The sequence below is a fragment of the Litorimonas sp. RW-G-Af-16 genome, from assembly GCF_048319245.1.
Lineage (GTDB): Bacteria > Pseudomonadota > Alphaproteobacteria > Caulobacterales > Maricaulaceae > Litorimonas.
In genome coordinates this window covers 1,423,288-1,445,421 of record NZ_CP166993.1, presented here as the reverse complement: position 1 = coordinate 1,445,421, position 22,134 = coordinate 1,423,288, and the positions used below count along the sequence as shown (strand labels likewise).

Below are 22,134 nucleotides of genomic sequence, written 5' to 3'. Positions count from 1 at the left end.
TTTACCGTGAAAGTGAAGTCTTTGCTTTGCAAGCGCGGTCAAACGCCATAGGGAGCGCAGAACGAAGTGCGGCAGACACACGATCGACGATTTGTGCCGACAGAAAGATAATTCATGTCCAATATCCAACACGCGCATCCTGCGCTCGCTGACGCCCTTTCCAAAAAGGGCTACACATCGCTGACGCCTGTGCAAGACGCGGTATTGGATCCCGACCTCCTGGGTGAAGATTTACTGGTCTCTGCGCAGACGGGGTCAGGTAAAACAGTCGCTTTTGGTCTAGCTATGGCGTCGACATTACTGGGCGATGGTGCGGCCTTTATGCGCGCAGATGCCCCGCTCGCGCTCGCGATTGCTCCGACCCGTGAACTGGCTTTGCAGGTCAAACGGGAATTAGACTGGCTTTATAAAGAAGCGGGCGTGAAAACGGCAAGCTGTGTCGGCGGCATGGACATGCGTGATGAACGTCGGGCGCTAGCCCAAGGCGCACATATCGTTGTCGGCACGCCGGGACGTCTGTGTGATCATATCAAGCGTGGTTCGCTAGATATGACGGAACTGCAAGCCATAGTCTTGGACGAAGCGGACGAAATGCTGAAGATGGGTTTCCGTGAGGAGCTAGAGCAAATCCTCGGCGCCGCACCAGAGGAACGCCGCACTTTGATGTTCTCCGCGACTGTGCCGAAGACGATCCTGGGCATGACGAAAAAATATCAGCGCAATGCTGTGCGTGTGAATACAGCGGCTGAGGCCAAGCAACACGTCGATATTGAATACCGCGCCATGACTGTGGGGAAGGGTGATGCTGAAAACGCGATCATCAATGTGCTGCGGTTTTATAATGCGAAAAACGCCATTGTCTTTGGGGATACGCGGATTGCTGTGAACCGCATGACGCAACGGTTTAACAATCGCGGCTTCTCTGTGGTCGCGCTGTCAGGAGAGCTATCTCAGAAAGAGCGGAGTAGCGCGCTGCAAGCCCTGCGCGATGGTCGTGCGCAGGTGTGTATCGCCACAGACGTTGCCGCACGCGGGCTAGATCTACCTGATTTGGAGCTTGTGATTCATGCTGACGTTCCGAAGAACCGCGAAGCGCTGCTGCATCGGTCTGGCCGAACGGGGCGTGCAGGTCGCAAAGGTGTCTCGGCGCTGATCGTGACGCCCAATCGCCGCCGCAATGCGGAACGTGTCTTAAAAGACGCGAATATCACAGCCGAATGGTCAGGCCCGCCCACAGCGGACGAAATCATCTCTCGCGACAACGAACGCTTGCTGGGTAATATGACACTCGACAGCGAGGTCACAGAGGAAGAGCGCACTATGGTCAAGCGCTTGCTAAAATCTCACACGCCAGAACATATCGCGACTGCTTTCATTCGTCAGTATCGCGCAGGCCAGTCTGCGCCAGAAGAACTGGTTCATGCAGGCTATGACGGCGGGAATGACAATCGCGGCAAAGCCCCGACTGTGCGAAGTGATTTCGACAACGGCGTCTGGTTCTCGCTTAATCTGGGCCGCAAGCAAAAGGCCGAGCCTAAGTGGATTTTGCCGATGCTACTGAAATCAGGTGGCCTCAAGAAAGCGGATATTGGGACGATTAAAATTACCGATACTCAGACGTTTTTTGAACTTGATGCAGGGGCCGTTGACGGCTTTATTGACACGATTGGTCCAGACGGGAAGATTGAAAAGGCGATCACAGCCACGCGGATTTCTGGTCTGCCAGACTTCAATCAATCCAGCGCGTATAACCGCGATAAAGGCGGGGCGGGTCGTCCGAAGTCCAAATCCTATCAGGGTAAAGGCAAAAAGGATTACAGCGATAAGCGCGAGTTTTCGCGCAAAAAAGACTACGGCAAAAAAGACCATACCGACAAACCAAAGCGCAAACCGCGCGAAGAGTCGCGTGAGGGTGGATCAGGCGCTGCGCCGACGAGTTATAGCTCCAAGTCAAATGCTGGAAAATTCGGCGAAGGAAAGCCAAAGAAACCGCATAAGAAAAAGCTAGCGAGAGCGGCGGCTAAAAAAGACGGTGGTGCTGGCGTACAAAAAGGCGCCCGCAAAAACACACGCAAAAAGGACCGCAGATAAACTAGCTTGGGCTTACGCACCCGCCCCGTCTTTGACTATTCCCAACGCGTCTTCGGCCATAGCTGTCACTGAGAGGTAGTCCAACTTGCCCGTTCCCAAAACAGGGAGGGCGGGAACGGAGACGATCTTCTTCGGCACCGCGATTTCTGGCACACCATGGGTTTGCGCCCATGCAAGGAGTTCATGGCGTTTGGGATCAGGATGATCGGTCACGAGGATAATTTGCTCCCCGCGTTTGAGGTCAGGGACGATCGCGGCGGCGTGCATATATTCTGGCCAAATCGCGGAGGCGCAGTTTTCGACCACGGTCAGCGATACCATTTCCCCGCCAATTTTGGCGAAGCGCTTAATTCGCCCGCGAATGACGAAATACCCCTCTTGGTCGACTGACACAACATCACCTGTATCGTGCCAGCCTTCGGGTAAGGGAACAACTTTGCCGGGCTGATCGGGCGAAATATAGCCTTTCATAATGTTCGGCTCCGCGCACCCACAGACGGCCTGCATCCTCAAGACCTTCGACAGGCTCCAACCGCGTTTCGATCCCAGGCAGCATCTTTCCAATCGTGCCAGCCCGAATGTCGCCTGGTTGGTTCGCGGCCAGCACAGGCGCACATTCCGTGACGCCGTATCCTTCCAATACCTCAAAAGAGAAGCGCTGCTCCGCCGTTTTGCGCGTTTCTTCGCGGACGCGTTCCGCCCCACACACCGCGATGCGCAGAGAGCTTAGCCCGCCATCGGCACTGGCGCGCATATATTGCTGCAAGAACGTGTCAGTCGCGAACAGGACAGTCGAACGCGTTTTAAATATCCGCTTGGCAATCGTTTTCGTCTGCAGTGGTGAGGGGTGGAGAACCACATGAAAGCCGCTAAAGATCGGCCAGAGTGTCCCCGCTGTTAGGCCGTAGCAGTGAAATGTCGGGAGCGGGTTGAAGAAAATATCACCCTTTTGCAGTTGCACATGCTCTTCGATCTGTTCGATATTTGCGAGGATATTGGCATGGGTCAGGACGACGCCTTTGGGATTGCCTTCCGTGCCAGAGGTGAACAGAACGATGGCAGTATCGTCGGGATCAGGACGGGGCACAAAGAGGGCTGGGAAGATTGGGCCCATGACGGCGCGTATCTTCCCCGAAACGCCAATCGCTTCACGCATGTCTTCGAGGTAGACGATATTGACGACCTCTGACAACTCCACCATGAGCGAGGCTAGGCCTGCAATATCGATGAATTTTCGAGCTGTGATCACAGTTTTAAGCGGTGCTGTTGCTGAGGCCGCTTTCAGATTTTTGATCCCAGCAGAGAAATTGAGCATGGCGGGTGTGCGCCCCGCAGCATGCACGGATAGGAGAGCGATCACCGCGCCAGCCCCCGTGGGCAGCAGGATACCAACCGTCTCGTCTGGCTCAGTCATTTTGCGTAAAGGTGCAGAGAGCGCGAAGGCGGCTTGGCGGAGATCGGCATAGGTAAAGACCCGTCCGTCGCCATCCGTGACAATTTTCGTCTTCGGCCCTTGGGTTTTGCACGCATCTAAAAAAGCTTCAAACAGGCCGCGACGAATACGCCGTTGTCCGCGTTTGGATAGGTCTTCGGATTTAAGCGTTTGCAATTCCATGAGCGAGGCGGCTTTCGGCTGGGGTTTAAATCGTCTTAGCGTAAATCATGTCTGTTGCAAATCTCACTATAGAGTGCGCCGTTACGACATAATGGCTTTTGCCACGTCCTCAAACACTGTGCCAATCGTATCGAATTTTGCCGCCATCGGCGAGGTCTCACGCCAGATCAGAGAGATTTGACGCTGTGCGAAGGGGTTGTTGATCGGACGCACTATCAGTTGCGGGTCGCGCTTGGCTTCCGATATGGCATAAAGGCTCGGCAAGACGGCAATACTTCCACCCATGGACGCCATTTGCCTTAAAGCGTCCAGCGAAGTGCCTTCGTAGCTTCCGCTGGTAGTGGCGCCAGCGAGCGCTGCGAGGTTGTTCACAACAGTCGTAAATTTATGACCTTGGCCCAACGTCAAAAACTCTCGCCCTTTTAAGTCTTTTATCTCGAGGGGGCCGCGTGATTGCGCCAGTTCATCGTCAGGGGCAACGCAGATATAAATGTTTTCCATCACGATAGGATGAGACTGTGTTCCTGGGTGATCTTCTGGCGTTGAGATAATGACGTCAAAGCGGCCATCTGACAAATGCTCTTCTAATTCAACCGTCCGCTCCTCTCGCACCGTCATGCGCAGTTCGGGATACGCCAGATGCAGCTTCTTTGTGGCTTGCGGCAGCAAATAAGGGCCAACTGTTGGTAACACGCCGAGGCGCACACGACCCGCCAGCGTGCCGGCTGCTTCGCGCGAGACAGCTTTGAGGTCTTCAACTTGGCGCAGGATAATCCGCGCCCGCGCAACCACTTCGACACCGAGAGGGGTGAGGATTGCGCCCTTACGTCCGCGCTCCACCAAGGATGCCCCGAGTTGTTCCTCCATGTCTTTGAGTTGGATCGAAAGGCTCGGTTGGCTCACATGGGTGCGCTTGGCGGCTTCGCTCATTGTACCGGTCTCTGAAATCGCGACGAGATATTGTAGCTGGCGAAGGCTCGGTTTCATGTGTTTCTCCACATAGATATATACTATGGGATTGATAGTATCTTTATAATTTATTTATGACAAGATATTTCCTATCTCCAATTTGCGTTAACAAAGGAGATAAAAATGTTTCGCGCTTTACAAAGTCAAAGACTTTCACAGACGTTAGCTCAATCATTTGGCGGCATCTTTGCACGCTTGAATCCAGAGCCAATCAAGATCGAAAAGACGGCGCAAGATATGTCGCAATATTCACAGGTCGAGCGAAGCTACATTCAAGCCAATCGTCGCCGTCGCTCACGCCGCATGGCGGGTGCTGCGGGCTCCACAATCCGGTCAACGTGGTTCTAATAATGCGCAGATAGAGACATCGACTTGGCTTTTGGCAAGCCGTATAGGGAGACCTTAGCAATGACACGTAGAGATGGATCACCGCGTTTGCTGAAACGGTCAAAAGCCAAAGTCGAACCTCCTCTAAGAGGTGCTCAACCTTCCACCCCCAACCCTTCCGAGAAAGGTTTATGTTATGAAATCATTGAAAGAGACCGCTGGGAAGATGAAGGCGGAGCTGACCCTGATGTTTTTGGTCGTCGCAATCGCGGCGTCGGCGGACGTGTAGTGGCGATGAAAGATTTTATCCAAACTGCGCAGAGCCGTTTCGACTCGGACGATATTGAGGGGGCTATCGATGCGTTAACGGCTGCGGCAGATCATTTGAAATTGGAGAATGATGTGCTTCACGCATCTGTCAATGACGCGATCGCGCATTTGACGACATTGGGCTGCACAGCCACACCGCCCCACCCAAAGGCGCTGTCTCTCGTTAGGTTGAGGCGCAGCTTGCTGACCTAAAATATTCACAGTTAAATTATTAACGCTTGCCCGGCATCCGTCGGGCATACCCTATTCTAATGGACCCCATATGCCCCGTATCGTCACGAAAATACAAGATTTCTTGAGGCTTGAGACCTCGGCTGGTTTTATCCTTATGGCCGTTGCCTTGCTGGCCCTGATTGCCAATAATTCGCCGCTCTCGGGATTCTATTCCGGCTTCCTCGCCACCCCTGTTGAAATCCAATTTGGTGCGTTTGAGATCGCCAAGCCGCTCTTGCTATGGATCAATGACGGTCTGATGGCGATCTTCTTTTTCCTCGTTGGGTTAGAGATTAAGAAAGAGGTGATGGAGGGCGAGTTGTCGAGTTTTGACAAGGCGTCATTGCCATTATTTGCGGCCTTGGGCGGGATCATCGCGCCAGCTGCAGTTTACGTATTTTTCAACTATACAGACCCAATCGCTGTGCAGGGTTGGGCCATTCCAGCGGCCACAGATATTGCTTTTGCGTTAGGTGTGTTGGCGCTCGTCGGGTCGCGCGTACCCGTATCGCTTAAGATATTGTTGTTGGCCGTGGCGATTATCGATGACCTCGCCGCGATTATCATCATCGCACTCTTTTATACACAAGACCTGTCGCTCGTCGCGCTGGGCTGGGGCGGATTTGGTACGCTAGGTCTGTTCATCCTCAATCGTATGGGTGTGATGCGGATTACGCCTTATGCGCTGATTGGCGTCTTTGTGTGGGCCTGTGTATTGAAGTCAGGTGTTCACGCGACCTTGGCAGGTGTTGTCACCGCGCTCGCTATCCCGCTCAAGGCGAAAGACCCGCAGGCAAGCTCTCCGCTGCACCGTGCAGAACATGGGCTGCATATCTGGGTCGCTTTCCTGATCCTGCCGCTCTTTGCCTTCGCCAATGCAGGTGTGTCGCTGAAAGGTGTGAGCTTTGCAGATTTGCTTGCTCCGCTCCCGCTCGGAATCGCGCTCGGCTTGTTCGTGGGTAAGCAAATTGGTGTGTTCTCTTTTGCTTGGATCGCTGTGAAGCTTGGCCTAGCCAAGCTGCCAAACGGCGCTAACTGGCCGCAAGTCTACGCGATTGCTTGTTTAACAGGTGTTGGTTTTACGATGAGCTTGTTTATCGGCACGCTTGCCTTTGAGGGTGATGAATTGCTCAATTCTGTGCGCCTCGGCGTGTTGATGGGATCACTGGCTTCGGGTGTTCTTGGTTATGCACTCTTGCGGATTTTCTGCAAAGATTGCACATCGGGAGCAAGCGAGTTAGCGGGTGATTCCAAACCCGCCGCCGCGCAGTAGCGTATTTACGGCGTTCAAGGGGGACTTATGAGCGAGCCGACGAAGTTAAAGAAAAACCTGACTCTGTTCGACGTCTACGCGATGTCGACAGGGGCGATGTTTAGTTCCGGGCTGTTCTTGCTGCCCGGAATTGCGGCGTCATATACGGGTAACTCCGTCTTTCTGGCGTACCTCTTGGCCGGCTTTTTAATCTTACCAGCCATGTATTGTATGGCGGAACTCTCGACGGCGATGCCCAAAGCTGGCGGCACATATTATTTTCTCGACCGCTCTATGGGTCCACTCATGGGCACGATTGGGGGTCTTGGGTCTTGGGTCGCCGTGGTGTTTAAAAGCGCTTTTGCGTTGGTCGGTATGGGGGCCTATCTCGGGATTTATCTTGACCTACCCTTCACCATTACGGCGATAATTCTGACAATAGCCTTTGGGGCGATCAATGTGTTTGGCGCCAAAGAGACCACCCTGCTGCAGCGCATTTTGGTGACCACTCTTGTTGTGATCTTGATCGCCTTTTGTCTGCTAGGTTTGAAGGAGACAGGCCTTGTCAAAGCGTTTCGCCCGAACCCTGAACACGGCGCATTTTTCAAATCTGGATTGGTTGGATTTGTTTCGACCATCGGCCTAGTCTTCGTGTCCTATGCGGGCCTCACCAAGGTCGCAAGCGTGGCCGAAGAGGTGCAAAATCCAGACCGTAATATTCCTCTAGGTATGACGTTATCGCTGATTACTGCGACGATTATTTATACTCTGGGAACGCTTGTACTCATTACATTATTAGAGCCGCAAGACCTCTACAATAGCTTGACGCCAATTGCGGATGCAGGGCGCGTGTTCATGGGCAACTGGCCACTTGACCTTGGCGTGGTTTTGATCGTGGTGGCGGCGATTGCAGCCTTCGCGTCCACGGGCAATGCGGGCATCATGTCGGCGTCGCGCTACCCTTACGCCATGGCCAAGGACAAGCTTGTGCCAGAAAAGCTTTCGCAAATTGGGAAATTTGGGACACCAACGATCGCCATCGTAGTCACAGTTTTGACAATGATTGCCGTGCTGATTTTGTTTGATGTTGCATCCGTCGCAAAGCTGGCCTCCGCCTTCCAACTCCTGCTCTTTGGCCTAGTCTGCGTGGCTGTGATCGTGATGCGTGAGGCGCGGATTGATAGTTATAAGCCTGGCTTCAAAGCGCCGCTTTATCCGTGGCTGCAGATCACAGGCATCTTAATCTCATTCTGGTTGATCATTGAAATGGGCATTTTGGCGATTGCCTTTACGGGAATGGTCACGATTGGCTGTGTCTTGTGGTATTACTTTTATGGCTCAAGGCGCACGACGCGGCGCGGCGCGATTTTCCATGTTCATGAACGTCTGGGGCAGCAACGCTATGAGGGGCTAGAACGTGAATTGATGACAATCATTCATGACCGGACACAGGACGAAAATCTTTCATATGAGGCCGTGATTGCCCGGAGTGTCATGATGGATTTCCGCTACGGCATGTATGATCTCGCACAGCTTCACAGCATTATGGCAGAGAAATCCAGTGAGCAATTTGATATTGATGCAGAGGTGATTGAAACGCAATTTTCCGAAGATTTGCTACAATTACGTCCGATCAATAAGGGCGTCTATATCGCCTATCAAAGTGCAGAAGAGATTGAGCAGCCGGAGTTGTTTGTGATGCGCTTTGGCCCGCAAGCCAAGCTGGCTCTGCCGAGACTGCAAGACGCACATACGCTGATGTTTTTGCTCAGCCCGCCCAAGCCTGTTGGGCTTGATTTGCGCCTAGCGGGGCATTTGGCAGAAGTTGTCCAAAGCGATCATTTCGAGCAGCGATGGTTGGCCGCAAAAACGGATAAAGATATGAATGAAGTCCTGATGCGTGACGATCACTTCTTGCATGGGTCAGTCACGTCATTCCCCGCCTTAGCCGCTCAAATCGGCAAACTGATTAGCGAGGTCGAGATTGCGGATAGTTGTTTGATCGCTCTGATTGAACGCGGCGGTGCAGTCATGGCGGCGACACCTGAAACGATCTTGATGGAAGGGGACGAGGTTGCCATTATTGGTGAACCTGACGACCTGAAGAAGTTACAGCGCGAAATTTAGGCCCCAATCAGGGACGCGACAGCAGACATGCGATCTGCGTCCGATGCAGGCTTATCCCAACGGATGCGGTGGATGCGCGGGAAGCGCAGCGCGTAGCCAGATTTGTGTCGCGGGCTTTCATGCGCGCTGTCAAAAGCAACCTCGAATACTAGCTCTTTTTTAACTTCTTGCACAGGGCCGAAGCGTTTGAGCTTATTGTTCCTGATCCACTTATCGATGTCTTTCATTTCCTCATCTGTGAAACCGAAATAGGCTTTGCCAATGGGGAGGAGTTGGCCATCTTCTGTCCAAAGGCCGAATGTGTAGTCAGAGTAAAACGAGCTGCGTTTGCCGTGACCGCGTTGCGCATACATCAGCACAGCGTCCAGCAAAAACGGCTCGCGCTTCCATTTATACCACGCATGTTTCGGCCGCCCCGCGACATAGGTTGACGCTTTATCCTTGATCATCAAACCTTCAATCAAACCGCCCGTGGCAGCGGCGTCTTCGCGAAGGGCGGTCAGATCTTCAACTGTTTTAAAATCTAGGAGTTCTGACAGCGAGAAACGCTCGGGATCACGCGCTGCGATCAAGGTTTCAAGTTCCGCCCGTCGCGCCATTAAAGGCTCGCCCCGCAATGTCTCCCCATTCGCTGACAAAACATCATAGACCATAAGATGCGCGGGGAGTTGCGTCATCAATTTCTTGGTTGGAGCTTTCTTGTTAAGGCGTTGTTGCAGATCATTAAACCGCCCAATCTCGCCATCGGGGCGTACGAGCAGCTCTCCGTCTAAAACTCCAATAAAATCGATCGTCTCCAGCAAGTCGGGGAAGCTATTTGATATATCGTCACCTTTGCGCGAAAACAGTTTCGCACCGTCTTTATTCGCGGCCAGCTGCACGCGAATTCCGTCAAATTTCCACTCGGCTTGGTGTGTCTCTGGGCTGATGCGCTCGAAGTCTTTCTCCTCTATCGGATGCGCTAGCATGACGGGGGAATAGGTCAGGACATTTGACATATCAGGCATCGGTGCGTCGCCATCAATCCACGCGAACAAGTTTTCATAGGGCGGTTCCAGCCCGTGCCAAAGCTCTTCAATGACTTCCAGATCAACCTTTTTCATGTTCGCCAATGTACGTTTGCAAGATCGCGCCGACATGCCAATTCGCAGGCCACGTGTGCCAAGCTTCAACAAAGCCCAGCGCTGCGGTGGGGTCATATTATCAAGTAAATCAATGAGGTATGACTTTATGTTCGCTTTATCTCGACGTCGAAATTCTGTGATAACTTCTGATAACGTTGGCAGGCGATTGAGGATTTTGGCATTGTCATTTGGTCGCCATGCCAGTGCCACTGTCTCTGATAATTCACCAACATAATCGCGGGAAATATCGAATAGGAACGGGTCCATTCGCTCTGCCATCATTGTCTTGGTCAGGTTGCGCTTGAACAGATCAAAGCTCAGCGTGCCAGCGATTGCCGCTAATGCCCAGCCGCGATCTGGGTCAGGTGTGCGGCGCAGGTAATCTGCCAAGATCGCCTCTTTGGCCTTGGTTGAATTGGTGAAATAAAGATCGTCGAGTAGGCGGGAGAAGTCCTCCATTAATCGGCCTCCTCATCACGGCCAATCAAGTGCAGCGCCTTAGCTTTTATGCCGCGTTGTTTGAGCGCGTATTCCAGCGCCTCAACGCGGCCATGGGTGATCCAAACTTCAGGGGCGCCTGTCGCCACAGCGGTTTCAATCAGGTCGTCCCAGTCCGCGTGATCTGACACGATCAACGCCATTTCTGCGCGACGTTGGCGCGCGCGGGCGCGAATTTGCATCCACCCCGATGCCATAGTGGGTAGTGGATCAAGCATGCGCCGCGACCACCGATCCGCGAGAGCCGAGGGCGGACACAGCACGATTTTGCCACGCAGAATATCGCGCTCTTTGACGCCTATGTCTGAGACGGGAGTCACTTCGCCGAAATCAAAACCGAAAGTCTGGTATAGCTCTGTCAGTTTTTTCAGCGCACCATGAATGTAAAACGGATGCTCATATCCCGCAGCCCGCAAGGCGAGCATAACGCGCTGGCATTTCCCCAGCGCATAGACTCCCACCATATGCGTGCGGTGTGGGAGTGTTTCCATTGACCGCATGAGTTTCTGTATTTCGTTCTCTAGGGGCGGATGTTTGAACACGGGGAGGGCGAAAGTGGCTTCCGTGATAAACACATCACACGGGACGACCTCGAAAGGCGGGCAAGTTGGGTCGGGGTGGCGTTTGAAGTCGCCTGACACGACGACCCGCTGTCCTTCATATTCCAAAACCGCTTGTGCGCTGCCAAGGATGTGACCCGCAGGCGCAAACCAAAGGGTCACGCCATGGCCAAGGTCGTGACGCTGACCATAGGGCAGGCCCGTCTCGCCTGTCTCATCACTGATGTAATAACGGGTGTGCATAATTGCCAAAGTCTCAGGCGTGGCGAAGACTTCGCCGTGACCCGAACGGGCATGATCAGCGTGGCCGTGCGTGATGATTGCGCGGGGCACGGCGTCATGCGGATCGATAAAGCAGTTAGCGGGCTTGCAAAACAAGCCTTCGGGCCTCACATCCATCCAGTCTTCAGGCGTAAACCCTGCATCACTTTTTGGCATCTTTGTCTCAACTGAGGCGTTCATTCATTCGTATCCAAGTTAAATCAATCTAAGGCGCGCATGCCCTCTAAACTACATACGACTAACTCCCTGAAAGAGGCTGCGGTTCCGCGCAAGGAATCCTGCGCTATCATTCCTGCGCCATTTCAGAAGTGGTTTGCGGATCAGGGCTGGGCGGTGCGGGATTACCAGCGGGAGATGATTGACGCTTATGCACGGCGTGAAGACACGCTGTTGATCGCCCCGACAGGCGGCGGGAAAACACTCGCGGGATTTTTACCAAGCTTGATTGATCTGGCAAATAAGCCAAAAGATCGTCCCGCCAAGCTACACACGCTCTATATCTCACCGCTGCGCGCGCTGACCAATGATATTGAGCGCAATCTGACGCGTCCCGTTGAGGAGATCGGATTGCCTATCCGTATCGCCGCGAGGACGGGCGATACCAAACAATATCAGCGTAAAAAGCAGCGCGAGACACCGCCCGATATTTTGCTGACGACCCCAGAAAGCCTGATGCTACTGCTGTCCTATCCAGAAGCGGGGGATTATTTTGCGGATCTCGAAATGGTGATCATTGACGAAATGCACAGTTTCGCGACCAATAAGCGAGGTGATTTCACAGCTCTGGCTCTCGCACGGTTGAAGACTTTAGCGCCTCATCATGTGCGCTTTGGTTTGTCGGCGACTGTCGCGAAACCGCAAGACGCGGCAACTTGGTTGGGCGCAGCAGGCACTCCCGCGCGGGTGTTAGAGGTCACGTCTTCGGCCAAGCCGCAGCTGCGCATTATCGAACCCGAAACGCGCTTCCCCCTTGGCGGGCATAATCCGCGCTTCGCCGTCAAAGACATTTACGCGCAGATTAAAGCCGCCCGCAGCGTGATCGTATTCGTCAATACGCGCGCCCAAGCGGAAATGCTGTTCCAGCAGCTCTGGCAAGTGAATGAGGATAATTTGCCCATTGGCGTTTATCATGGCTCTCTCGCGCGGGATCGGCGGCAGAAGACCGAAAGCTTGATCGCATCGGGGCATTTGAGGGCGGTTGTGTCGACGTCCGCACTGGAAATGGGGATTGACTGGGGCGATGTTGATTTGATTTTGCAGGTCGGTGCGCCAAAGGGTGTCAGCCGCCTGCTGCAACGGATAGGGCGCTCCAATCACCGCTTAGATGAGCCGTCCAAAGCAGTCCTCGTGCCGACCAATCCTTTGGAAGCTGTAGAGTGCGCCGTCGCCATGCGGGCGATTGAGAAAGGTGAGCGGGACGGGGAGGATTACCGCGACGGTGCGATGGACGTCGTTGTGCAATATATCGTCAATCGCGCCTGCGCTGAACGGGTGAAGCCTCGGCAAATGCTGAATGAAATCCGCCAAGCGACGCCCTATGCGAAGCTGTCTAAATCCGACTTTGACGACTTGTTGCAATTCGCGGTTGATGGGGAGTACGCGCTGAAGACATATGAGCGCTTCCACCGCCTCAAGCCATCCTCGCGCGGTTACCAGATCGCGTCTGTGCAACAGGCTCGCCGCCACCGCATGAATATCGGTATGATCGTCGAATTTGCCAAACTCAAAGTTCGCCGCATGGCCAGCCCCAAGTCCAAACGTGGGCGCGTCGTTGGCGAGATTGAGGAGCGCTTCGTCATGAACTTGACGCCTGGCGATACGTTTATCTTTGCGGGCGAAAATCTGAAATATCACGGCATCCGAGAAATGGCGATCCAAGCGAGCCCCGCACCAAAGTTGCGCCCTAAAGTGCCAGCCTTTGCGGGCGGGGTCATGCCGCTATCGTCCTATCTCGCCAAGGGAGTGCGGGAAATGCTGTCGGAGCCGTCGCAGTGGACGGAACTGCCCGCGCAAATCCGAGACTGGCTAGCGCTGCAGCGGGACTTTTCAGAACTGCCGCAAAAGCAGGGCGTGATGGTTGAAGCGTTTTTTGATCGCGATGATCATGTATTGGTCATTCACAGCTTTGAAGGGCGTAAAGTCAATCAAGCACTTGGCTTTTTGATCACGCAACGTATGGAAGCGATGGGGCTAAAACCCATGACGTTTTCGATTACAGATTATGCACTGACCGTCACATCTCTACGGCCCGTCAATGCGGTGGATGACTTGCTAGCGACAGATATTCTGGATGCGGACTTAGAGAAATGGATTGTCAACTCGCCTATGGTGAAGCGCAGCTTTCGCAAAATCGCGACGATTGCAGGCCTGACGGAGCAGCGCCTGCCGGGAGCGCAGAGATCTATGAAGCAAGTGACATTCTCGACCGATCTAATCTATGACGTGCTGATGAAATATGAACCTGATCACGTATTACTCCGCATCGCGCGGGAAGAGGCGGAGCGCGACTTGATTGATATAGCGCGGCTGCGCGACTGGCTGTCAGATGTGCAGGGCCGAATACGGTTTAACGTGCTGCCACATGCCTCGCCGCTGGCCATTCCGTCGATGATGCAACTGGGTAAGGAAATGATCCGCGGGGAGGGCGAGCAGGAACTCCTGCGCCAAGCGACGGAACGCGCGATCTCCCGCGGTAATGACATGCTCGAACAGATCCGCGAAACGGTCAAAGGCGCGACCGGTGCGTAGTGTTACGATAGAGACACGCGCTGGCCCAGTTGTTTGCGATGCTGCGAAGGTCGCCTATCTGCCCGATCATGATACTCTGTTGATGGGGGATTTGCATTTCGAGAAAGCGAGTTTCCTACAGATGAACGGTCACGCGCCGCTGCCTGCATTAGACACGCAAGACACCTTGGAGCGGTTATGGGACGTCATTGGCCGCTACGCACCCGCGCATGTCGTCGCGCTCGGCGATAGTTTTCACGACGTGGATGCGGGCGACCGTCTGTCAGCGAAGCATGTGGAGGCGATGAATGCGCTTGTCACGTCTGTGCCAAAGTTTACATGGGTGTTGGGCAATCACGATCCCGATATTCCGAAAGCTGTTACGGGGGAGCAGCAGGATCATTTGACACTCGGTCGCTTTCTGCTGACGCATTTGCCAACCGACTCTGATGCGGGGGAGTTTAATATGTGCGGGCATTTGCATCCAAAAGCGCGGGTGAAAGTCCGCAAGCGCGCAATCAGTCATCCCTGCTTTGCCTGCGGTGAAAACCGTATCATCCTGCCGTCATTTGGCACGTTCACTGGCGGGCTTTACGTTAGCGATATAGCGATTGCGCGAGAGCTGCACGAGCCTGTGCAATATGTCCTGACTGACAACTGCGCGGTCTATCCAATTACGGCTCGCTAGCCTTCAAAATCTGCGGCGTCGGCGAAGGCAAGCGCATAAGCGGGGCGGGCACGGACACGCTGCATATAGGCTTTCAAAGCAGGGTGGCGACATAACCCGTAAGCGCCCGCCCACTGAATATTATGTGCGGTCATAATGTCGGCGGACGTAAAGTGATCGCCGCAAATGTAATCATGCGCCTCAAGCCTTTCGATCAACATCGGCTCCATCTCGTTCTTGATTTTATCTTTGTTGAAATCCGCGAAGTCTTGATTGCGGACTGTCTTGGGCAGCAAGTCTTGATGCAAGCGCGTCTGCCATAATTTCATATCCATCCACGCCGCCCCGAAGATCATCATTTGCAGATAATCCGCCCGCGCCGCGCTTTCGTCAATGCTCGGCGCAAAGCCTTTTTCGCCGTAGTGATCGGCCAGCCAAATCAGCATCGCGCCGCTTTCATACATCACCTGCTGCGATCCGTCGTCATAGGTAATGTCCAGCACAGGCACGCCGTGATTAGGGTTCTTGGCGAGGAAGTCAGGCGTGAATTGTGCCATCTGTCGTAGAGCGACTGTTTCGGTTTCGAAGTCTTCTCCGAGAATTTCGTGGAGGAGCCACTTCACCCGCGCAGACCGCGACATCGGATAGTGATAGAGCTTGATATGTTTGATTTTCATAACACTGTTCTAAGAACGCTCTTGTCGCGCCGCAAGCATCATATGCGAATGTCACACATCCGTTATTTGAATTCCGCACGAAAGCGTCTATTTACCTTGAGAGAATTTAGACTCACCCAGAGAGCAAGGTTTCCCCATGGATGATTATACAGGCGTCGATGCCACCAATGCAGATGTGCGCGATGATGTGCAGGACCGTTATGCAGCCGGGGCCAACGCGGTCGAGGCGGCGCTGTGCTGCCCGATTGATTATGATCCGCAATACCTCAAGATTATTCCGCAGGATGTGTTGGACCGCGACTACGGTTGTGGTGATCCATCTCGTTATGTCCGCGAAGGCGACATTGTGCTGGACCTCGGCTCTGGCGGAGGCAAGATTTGTTTTATCGCTAGCCAAATTGTCGGCCCCGAGGGCAAAGTTATCGGCGTCGATATGACGGATGATATGCTCGACCTTGCGAACGCAAACGCGCCGATCATCGCGGAGCGTGTCGGTTATGCCAATGTTGAATTTAAGCGCGGCCATATCGAAGACTTGAAGCTGGACTTGGATGTCCTGAATGAATGGCTCGCCAAAAACCCCGTTAAAGACGCCGCTGGCATGGAAGCGATGGAGGCGGAAATTCTGCGTCTGAAAAACGAAATGACGATGATTGCGGATAATTCCGTCGATGTCATTGTGTCAAACTGCGTATTAAACCTCGTGAGCGACTCCAAGAAGAAACAGCTTTTTGCCGAGATGTTTCGCGTGTTGAAAGTTGGTGGCCGCGTCGCGGTGTCTGATATTATTTCTGACGAGGATAGCCCCGAAGAACTCAAGAAAGATGCGCGACTATGGTCGGGTTGTATCTCTGGTGCGCTGACGGAAATGGGCTTTATTAAAGCGCTGGAAGAGGCGGGCTTTCACGGTATCCACGTCGATAAATTCGAGGACGAGCCGTGGCAGATCGTCGAAGGTATTGAATACCGGTCTGCGACTTACCTGGCCTATAAAGGGAAGCAGGGTGAGTGCCTCGAAACTAACAAAGCCGTGATCTATAAAGGTCCGTTTTCTCACGTCAAAGACGATGATGGCCATGTGTTTATTCGCGGCGAACGGTCTGCGGTGTGCGAGAAAACATACAACCTTCTGCAACGCGAACCCTACGCCGATATGTTCTACATGGTCGAGCCGAGCGTTCCCGTAACTGAGCGCATTGAGTGGCCTGCGGAAGATTGCGGCGTTCGTCGGCGCGACCCGCAGGAAACGAAAAAGGGCGCGCCCAAGATCACGACTGACCCGAGCCAACGCGAGAGTAGTTGCTGTTAGACGTTAACGCGGTTTAACCCTGTTGGTTTACGCGACATTGGTGTTTTTATCATAGATTTGTCTCTGAACAGGGACGAATAAAACTATGCCAGCACCTCAAGCGAGAGCGACTTTCGGCCGAAAACCGTCACAACTTCCGCACGCACGGCGGACGACTTTTGGTGCGCCGCAGGCCTATCAACCCCAAATGACTGCCACAGCACCCGCCGCCTATCAAAGCAGCACCGCCCCTGCAGCAGTTGCACCCGATCTGGATAATTATTCAGAAATTATCGGCAATGGATTTTCCAGCAATCGCGTCGCGTCCAGTCAGCCTGTAAAGCTCTTGCGGTTTGTGTCTGGCATGATCGACCTGATTTTTCTATCGATCATCGCCATGGTCTTCGTGACGATCCAAGTCAAAAGCGGCAGCGTGACGATGGAGTCGAGTGACGGCAAAGGGACATTCTTTATATGGATGGCACTGTTCGCGTTTTTCTACGGCGTTGTGATGGAAGCCTCTCATTGGCAAGGCACGCTAGGGAAGATCATGACAGGCACGCGAGTGGTGGATATGAACGGTGACCGTCTCGGTTTCGGCCGAGCATTAGGACGTAATTTTGGTAAAATACTGTCAGGTCTTGTGCCGCTTTATATCCCGTATTTGATGGTTTTCTGGACGGAAAAGAGCCAATCGCTTCACGATAAAATGGTTGGCACGCTGGTCTATCGTCGCGGGGACGGGCCGCAAAACGCCTATTCGACATTTGACTAAATCTATGCCGCGCGACACAGAGGGAACTGCTTTTCCATCTGGCGCGTAGGATAGTCATGAAACATCGTAAAAAACTGGCTCTCACCTTGGGCGGAGCAATGGGTCTTATATTCGCAGTTGCCGCTTGCGCACCTGTGACCTTGCTCAATACAATCACGCCGTCCTCAAGCTTTTCCAAAGCGAAGGATGTAAGCTACGGCCCTTTGGAGCGTCAGAAGCTTGATCTTTATAAGGCTGACACGCCTAAGCCCGACGCTCCCATGCTGGTCTTTGTTCACGGGGGCAGTTGGCAAGAGGGATCGAAGGACATCTATAAGTTCCTCGCCGATGGGTTTACAAAAGACGGCTACGACATCGCTGTGCCGAATTACCGTCTCTATCCGCAAACGAAATATCCCGGCATGATCGAAGATACGGCCAAAGCCATTGCTTACGCCGCCGTGCAAAACCCAGACCGTCCTATTGTCGTTATCGGTCACAGCGCGGGGGCTTATAACGCGCTCATGGCCATCATGGACCCGCGCTTTATGGCGGCGGAAAATCTCGCAACATGCGAGCGTGTTGCGGGCGTGATTAGCTTGGCCGCACCCACGGGCGCTTATGAGCTAAAAGATCCCCCTTACCCCACAATTTTCCCAGGCCGTTTCCAAGGCGAGGACGCTCCGCTGGCCCATGCGGATCAACCATTGCCCGCCATGTTCCTAATCAACGGCGCGGATGACACGACCGTTGGACGCAAAAATGCAGAGATGCTGGCGGAGAAAATTGAAGCAAGTGGCGGTAATGCAAAGCTGAAAATTTATGACGGCATGAACCACACCGAGGCTGTCCAATTCCTGTCCCGCCATTTCGACGGGGATTCTTCGCTGAAATCAGATATTGCAAGCTTTATCGATAACTTGCCGAAGACAGGTAATTTCTGTCGCTAAGCCGCGCAGACTTGCAGTGCAGTCACGCGGGCAAATGTATTGGTCAAGACCCGCAATTCTGTCGAAGGGTTCGTGGGTAAGCTGCTCATCAAGCTGCGCTCATTTAACTGAAACGCCCCGGAGCAGGCATCTGAAAAATCCCAATGGCGAAACCCGATACGGAAATCATTAAACTCCCGCGTATCACTTTCGCGCGACACCATGACCTTCACATCTGACATGCGACCATCCGTGCGGTAAAATTCATAGATTGCCGTCACGGCAGTTCGCGGACCTTCGATGACAGTCATAAAGCTACCTTCGCTAAATAGGGTAAGGCCCGTCACGTCATACATCTTGCAAATTTTGACCGCAGTCATGGCATCACCTGCCACAGGTTCTGCCGCACTCTCTCTGCATACGTGTCCGGAAAAGTAAATTTGATAAACCATGGGAACCATTCATTTTTATTATTTATTCAGTCCCACACAATCGCTGACGCATAGCGAGCAAATGTAAAAGAAGCGTTAGAGCTTGGTCCGAATGTCATCATTTATGCAGTTATGTCGCGGACCGCGTTGCTTTGTCTCTTGTGCGCAGGGCAAAGGCGCGGCATAGTTTTCATTCCGAGGGGCACCTATGTGTTTCAGCGGAGCTGAAATTTTTGATCGCTGATCAAAAATAATACAGGTGCCATGAGCGCAAGCAAATGGTCTTACATCAGCTTCACATCATAATGGTTGAGACGCACCCTTATGATCCCGACAGGGGTCCGCAAACTTGATCCCGTTAAGACGGGCGGAAGGACGGATGATGACCCATCGGCAGATAATATCTGCGCGTATTCTTGGCGGAGCCTGTGCTTTGCTGGGCGTGCTAATATTGGCAGCGTGTGAACCTATCGTCGAAACGTCTGACCCTGCAGTGGCGACGACGCAAGCACCACTCGAAGTCTTCCTTGTCCGCCATGCAGAAAAAACAACTGCCAAAGATGATCCTGCTTTGACCGAAGCAGGTGCGGCGCGGGCAGACTTGCTGGCTGACATGCTGATTGATGCCAAGATCACCCGCATCCACAGCAGCGATTACACCCGCACCCGCGATACGGCTGCCCCGCTGGCTGATCGTCTTGGCTTAGAGATTGAAATTTACGACCCATCCGACTTGCCAGCTATGTCGGCGAAGCTGCAAGCGGCGGGAGGGCGCCACCTCGTGGTCGGGCATAGTAATACAACGGGCGAGCTAACCGAACTCCTCGGCGGGGAGGGCGGCGACCCGATTGTCGAGGCGTATGAATATGATCGCCTTTATCTGGTGACGACCGCTGCGGACGGCAGCACGACCAGCGCGTTGTTGCGGTTTGGGGAGAGCGGGCGGTGAGCCATACTTATTCTATCCAAGGCGCTGATATGTCGACCCGACAAGAGGGCGAGGTCAGTTCGGCCCGCCAACTCATTAATATTTTCGAATCTTATAATTGGGCTAAGGAAGCAGCAGAGCAAGCTCGCCTTGAAACCGCAGGTTTGGACAGCTGCCCCGCCGGCATGAGCATCGTTCGAGAGCCTTTCGTATTCTTACATCTATGCCCGTCGCCCGACGGAACTGTTGCAACTCATTGTATTCATACTCAGCCAACGAAGATTTTTTTGGATTATTCAATTCTACTAAGACGACCGACCTAGAAGTGGAAAAGCTCAGTTGGTCAACCGCCATTACAGCAATCTCACGATTTTTATCTGCTGATGAAGCTTGGCTTCTACGAAACATCAAAAAGGACTAATCCCATGAACAAGCCCATTGACCAAAGTGAATTTCAGACCCCCGTAGTGACGCAAGGCGGCCTACCGAATTCGTCCAAAGTTTACACGGCGCCTGACGCGGACCCGAGCCTCCGCGTGCCGCACCGCTTGGTGCATTTGCACGACAGCGCGAATGAACCTGATGTGCCTGTCTACGATACCTCTGGTCCATATTCAGATGATAAGGTGAAGATTGATGTGGAAAAAGGCCTCGCGCGCCCGCGCACGGATTGGGTACTAGAGCGCGGCGGCGTCGAATTCTATAAAGGCCGCGATGTCAAACCCGAAGACAATGGCGGTGCCAAAGGTCGCCACTTGGCGCGAGAATTCCCGATCAAAAACAAGCCATTACGCGGGAAAGCTGGAGAGCTTGTGACCCAGTATGAATTCGCCAAAGCGGGCATCATCACCAAGGAAATGATCTATATTGCCGAACGTGAAAATCTCGGCCGCAAGCAAATGGTCAAGGGCGCAGAGGCCCGCGTCGCGGCGGGCGAGAGCTTTGGCGCGTCCATCCCCGCCTTCGTCACGCCAGAATTCGTGCGCGCAGAAATCGCTGCAGGTCGCGCCGTTGTCCCCGCTAATATCAACCACCCCGAGCTAGAGCCGCAGATCATTGGCCGAAACTTCCTCGTCAAAATCAATGCCAATATCGGTAACTCCGCCGTCGCGTCTTCCGTTGAGGAAGAGGTCGACAAAATGGTCTGGGCGACCCGTTGGGGCGCGGATAACGTCATGGACCTCTCGACAGGCCGCAACATCCACAACACCCGCGAATGGATCATCCGCAATGCGCCCGTGCCGATCGGGACTGTGCCGATCTACCAAGCGCTGGAAAAAGTGAACGGCGTCGCCGAAGACCTGACATGGGAGATTTACCGCGATACCCTGATCGAGCAGTGCGAGCAGGGGGTGGATTATTTCACCATCCATGCGGGCGTGCGCCTCGCCTATATCCACCTGACGGCCAACCGTGTGTGCGGCATTGTTAGCCGCGGTGGCTCGATCATGGCGAAGTGGATGCTCGCGCGTCATGAGGAGAGCTTTCTCTACACGCATTTCGAGGATATTTGCGACATCATGCGGGCCTATGACGTGACGTTCTCCCTCGGTGACGGCCTACGCCCCGGCGCGGTGGCCGACGCCAATGACCGCGCGCAATTTGCCGAGCTAGAGACTCTCGGCGAGCTGACCAAAATCGCTTGGGCCAAGGGCTGCCAAGTCATGATCGAAGGGCCAGGTCATGTGCCGATGAACAAGATCAAAGTGAACATGGATAAGCAGCTAAAGGAATGTCACGAAGCGCCGTTTTACACGCTCGGCCCGCTGACAACGGATATTGCGCCCGGCTATGACCACATCACAAGCGGGATTGGTGCGGCGATGATCGGCTGGTTCGGGACGTCCATGCTTTGCTACGTGACGCCGAAGGAGCATTTGGGCTTGCCCGACCGCGACGATGTGAAAGTCGGCGTGATCACCTATAAACTCGCGGCTCACGCGGCAGACCTCGCCAAGGGGCATCCCGCCGCGCAAATCCGCGATGACGCGCTATCTCGCGCACGGTTCGAGTTCCGTTGGGAAGACCAGTTCAACCTCTCCCTCGACCCCGAAACGGCCAAAGACTATCACGACCAAACCCTGCCCAAAGACGCGCATAAAGTAGCACATTTCTGCTCCATGTGCGGCCCCAAATTCTGTTCCATGGAGATCACCCGCGAAGTCCGGGAATATGCGGACGGCTTGAGTGCGAATGAGAAAGCGGCGCTTTATCCTGTTGAGGCTCAAGAGGGGATGGATGAGATGTCAGAGAAGTTTAAGGACTTGGGCGGGCAGATATATTTGAAGGCTGGGGAGTAGGACATAACTTCCCGTGCGAATTTCAATCCCCGATCATCCTGATGC

The 22,134-nt window shown here is 53.7% G+C and carries 19 protein-coding genes; 12 read left to right on the top strand and 7 right to left on the bottom strand.

Features of this window, described 5'->3' with window-relative positions; genetic code table 11:
* Window positions 1-114: 114 nt before the first annotated feature.
* The gene (locus tag AB8615_RS07295; protein WP_409431957.1) at window positions 115-2,091 is read left to right on the top strand and encodes a DEAD/DEAH box helicase; all 1,977 of its coding nucleotides are present in this window, start codon (window positions 115-117) and stop codon (window positions 2,089-2,091) included.
* A 12-nt stretch (window positions 2,092-2,103) separates the two neighbouring features.
* On the opposite strand, the gene AB8615_RS07290 is transcribed toward AB8615_RS07295, so the two are convergent.
* From AB8615_RS07290 to AB8615_RS07280, 3 genes are all read right to left on the bottom strand, one after another.
* The gene (locus tag AB8615_RS07290; RefSeq protein WP_418152029.1) at window positions 2,104-2,562 is read right to left on the bottom strand and encodes a hypothetical protein; all 459 of its coding nucleotides are present in this window, start codon (window positions 2,560-2,562) and stop codon (window positions 2,104-2,106) included.
* Window positions 2,489-3,706 (bottom strand): AMP-binding protein, encoded by a 1,218-nt coding sequence (locus AB8615_RS07285; RefSeq protein ID WP_418152027.1) that lies wholly within the window; start codon window positions 3,704-3,706, stop codon window positions 2,489-2,491. The genes AB8615_RS07290 and AB8615_RS07285 overlap by 74 nt, the downstream gene beginning before the upstream one ends.
* 81 nt (window positions 3,707-3,787) lie before the next feature.
* The gene (locus AB8615_RS07280; protein ID WP_409431955.1) at window positions 3,788-4,693 is read right to left on the bottom strand and encodes a hydrogen peroxide-inducible genes activator; all 906 of its coding nucleotides are present in this window, start codon (window positions 4,691-4,693) and stop codon (window positions 3,788-3,790) included.
* Between the two features lie 105 nt (window positions 4,694-4,798).
* Here AB8615_RS07280 and AB8615_RS07275 point away from each other — a divergent pair, with 105 nt between their 5' ends.
* From AB8615_RS07275 to AB8615_RS07260, 4 genes are all read left to right on the top strand, one after another.
* Window positions 4,799-5,023, top strand: coding sequence for a hypothetical protein (locus AB8615_RS07275; RefSeq protein WP_409431954.1), 225 nt, complete (start codon window positions 4,799-4,801; stop codon window positions 5,021-5,023).
* A 60-nt stretch (window positions 5,024-5,083) separates the two neighbouring features.
* Entirely contained in the window at window positions 5,084-5,524 is a 441-nt protein-coding gene (locus AB8615_RS07270; protein WP_409431953.1) for a hypothetical protein, read from the top strand.
* 70 nt (window positions 5,525-5,594) lie between these two features.
* A complete protein-coding gene (gene nhaA, locus AB8615_RS07265; protein ID WP_409431952.1) occupies window positions 5,595-6,818 on the top strand; it encodes a Na+/H+ antiporter NhaA in 1,224 nt (407 codons plus the stop codon).
* A gap of 27 nt (window positions 6,819-6,845) precedes the next feature.
* Window positions 6,846-8,924 (top strand): amino acid permease, encoded by a 2,079-nt coding sequence (locus tag AB8615_RS07260; RefSeq protein ID WP_409431951.1) that lies wholly within the window; start codon window positions 6,846-6,848, stop codon window positions 8,922-8,924.
* Here the strand turns inward: AB8615_RS07260 and AB8615_RS07255 are convergent.
* The gene (locus AB8615_RS07255; RefSeq protein WP_409431950.1) at window positions 8,921-10,507 is read right to left on the bottom strand and encodes a cisplatin damage response ATP-dependent DNA ligase; all 1,587 of its coding nucleotides are present in this window, start codon (window positions 10,505-10,507) and stop codon (window positions 8,921-8,923) included. The two genes, AB8615_RS07260 and AB8615_RS07255, sit on opposite strands and share 4 nt — an antisense overlap.
* Window positions 10,507-11,544, bottom strand: coding sequence for a ligase-associated DNA damage response exonuclease (locus AB8615_RS07250; protein ID WP_418152023.1), 1,038 nt, complete (start codon window positions 11,542-11,544; stop codon window positions 10,507-10,509). Before AB8615_RS07250 ends, AB8615_RS07255 begins: the two co-directional genes overlap by 1 nt.
* A 60-nt stretch (window positions 11,545-11,604) precedes the next feature.
* Here AB8615_RS07250 and AB8615_RS07245 point away from each other — a divergent pair, with 60 nt between their 5' ends.
* Entirely contained in the window at window positions 11,605-14,136 is a 2,532-nt protein-coding gene (locus AB8615_RS07245; RefSeq protein WP_418152021.1) for a ligase-associated DNA damage response DEXH box helicase, read from the top strand.
* Entirely contained in the window at window positions 14,129-14,803 is a 675-nt protein-coding gene (gene pdeM, locus AB8615_RS07240; RefSeq protein WP_409431947.1) for a ligase-associated DNA damage response endonuclease PdeM, read from the top strand. The genes AB8615_RS07245 and pdeM overlap by 8 nt, the downstream gene beginning before the upstream one ends.
* Here the strand turns inward: pdeM and AB8615_RS07235 are convergent.
* The gene (locus AB8615_RS07235; protein ID WP_418152019.1) at window positions 14,800-15,459 is read right to left on the bottom strand and encodes a glutathione S-transferase family protein; all 660 of its coding nucleotides are present in this window, start codon (window positions 15,457-15,459) and stop codon (window positions 14,800-14,802) included. The two genes, pdeM and AB8615_RS07235, sit on opposite strands and share 4 nt — an antisense overlap.
* Before the next feature lie 136 nt (window positions 15,460-15,595).
* On the opposite strand from AB8615_RS07235, the gene AB8615_RS07230 reads away from it, so the two are divergent.
* The 3 genes from AB8615_RS07230 to AB8615_RS07220 all read left to right on the top strand — a co-directional run bounded on the left by AB8615_RS07230 (window position 15,596) and on the right by AB8615_RS07220 (window position 18,451).
* Complete coding sequence (locus AB8615_RS07230; protein WP_409431945.1) at window positions 15,596-16,768, top strand: methyltransferase domain-containing protein; 1,173 nt, start codon at window positions 15,596-15,598, stop codon at window positions 16,766-16,768.
* 85 nt (window positions 16,769-16,853) lie between these two features.
* The gene (locus tag AB8615_RS07225; protein ID WP_409431944.1) at window positions 16,854-17,522 is read left to right on the top strand and encodes an RDD family protein; all 669 of its coding nucleotides are present in this window, start codon (window positions 16,854-16,856) and stop codon (window positions 17,520-17,522) included.
* Between the two features lie 56 nt (window positions 17,523-17,578).
* Complete coding sequence (locus tag AB8615_RS07220) at window positions 17,579-18,451, top strand: alpha/beta hydrolase (RefSeq protein ID WP_409431943.1); 873 nt, start codon at window positions 17,579-17,581, stop codon at window positions 18,449-18,451.
* Here AB8615_RS07220 and AB8615_RS07215 read toward each other — a convergent pair.
* The gene (locus AB8615_RS07215) at window positions 18,448-18,882 is read right to left on the bottom strand and encodes a BLUF domain-containing protein (RefSeq protein WP_418152016.1); all 435 of its coding nucleotides are present in this window, start codon (window positions 18,880-18,882) and stop codon (window positions 18,448-18,450) included. The two genes, AB8615_RS07220 and AB8615_RS07215, sit on opposite strands and share 4 nt — an antisense overlap.
* Before the next feature lie 358 nt (window positions 18,883-19,240).
* Here AB8615_RS07215 and AB8615_RS07210 point away from each other — a divergent pair, with 358 nt between their 5' ends.
* Both AB8615_RS07210 and thiC read left to right on the top strand, forming a co-directional pair.
* Entirely contained in the window at window positions 19,241-19,810 is a 570-nt protein-coding gene (locus AB8615_RS07210) for a SixA phosphatase family protein (protein WP_409431941.1), read from the top strand.
* Between the two features lie 404 nt (window positions 19,811-20,214).
* Window positions 20,215-22,089: a phosphomethylpyrimidine synthase ThiC gene (gene thiC / locus AB8615_RS07205; protein ID WP_409431939.1), complete on the top strand. Its 1,875-nt coding sequence runs from the start codon at window positions 20,215-20,217 to the stop codon at window positions 22,087-22,089.
* Window positions 22,090-22,134 lie beyond the last annotated feature (45 nt).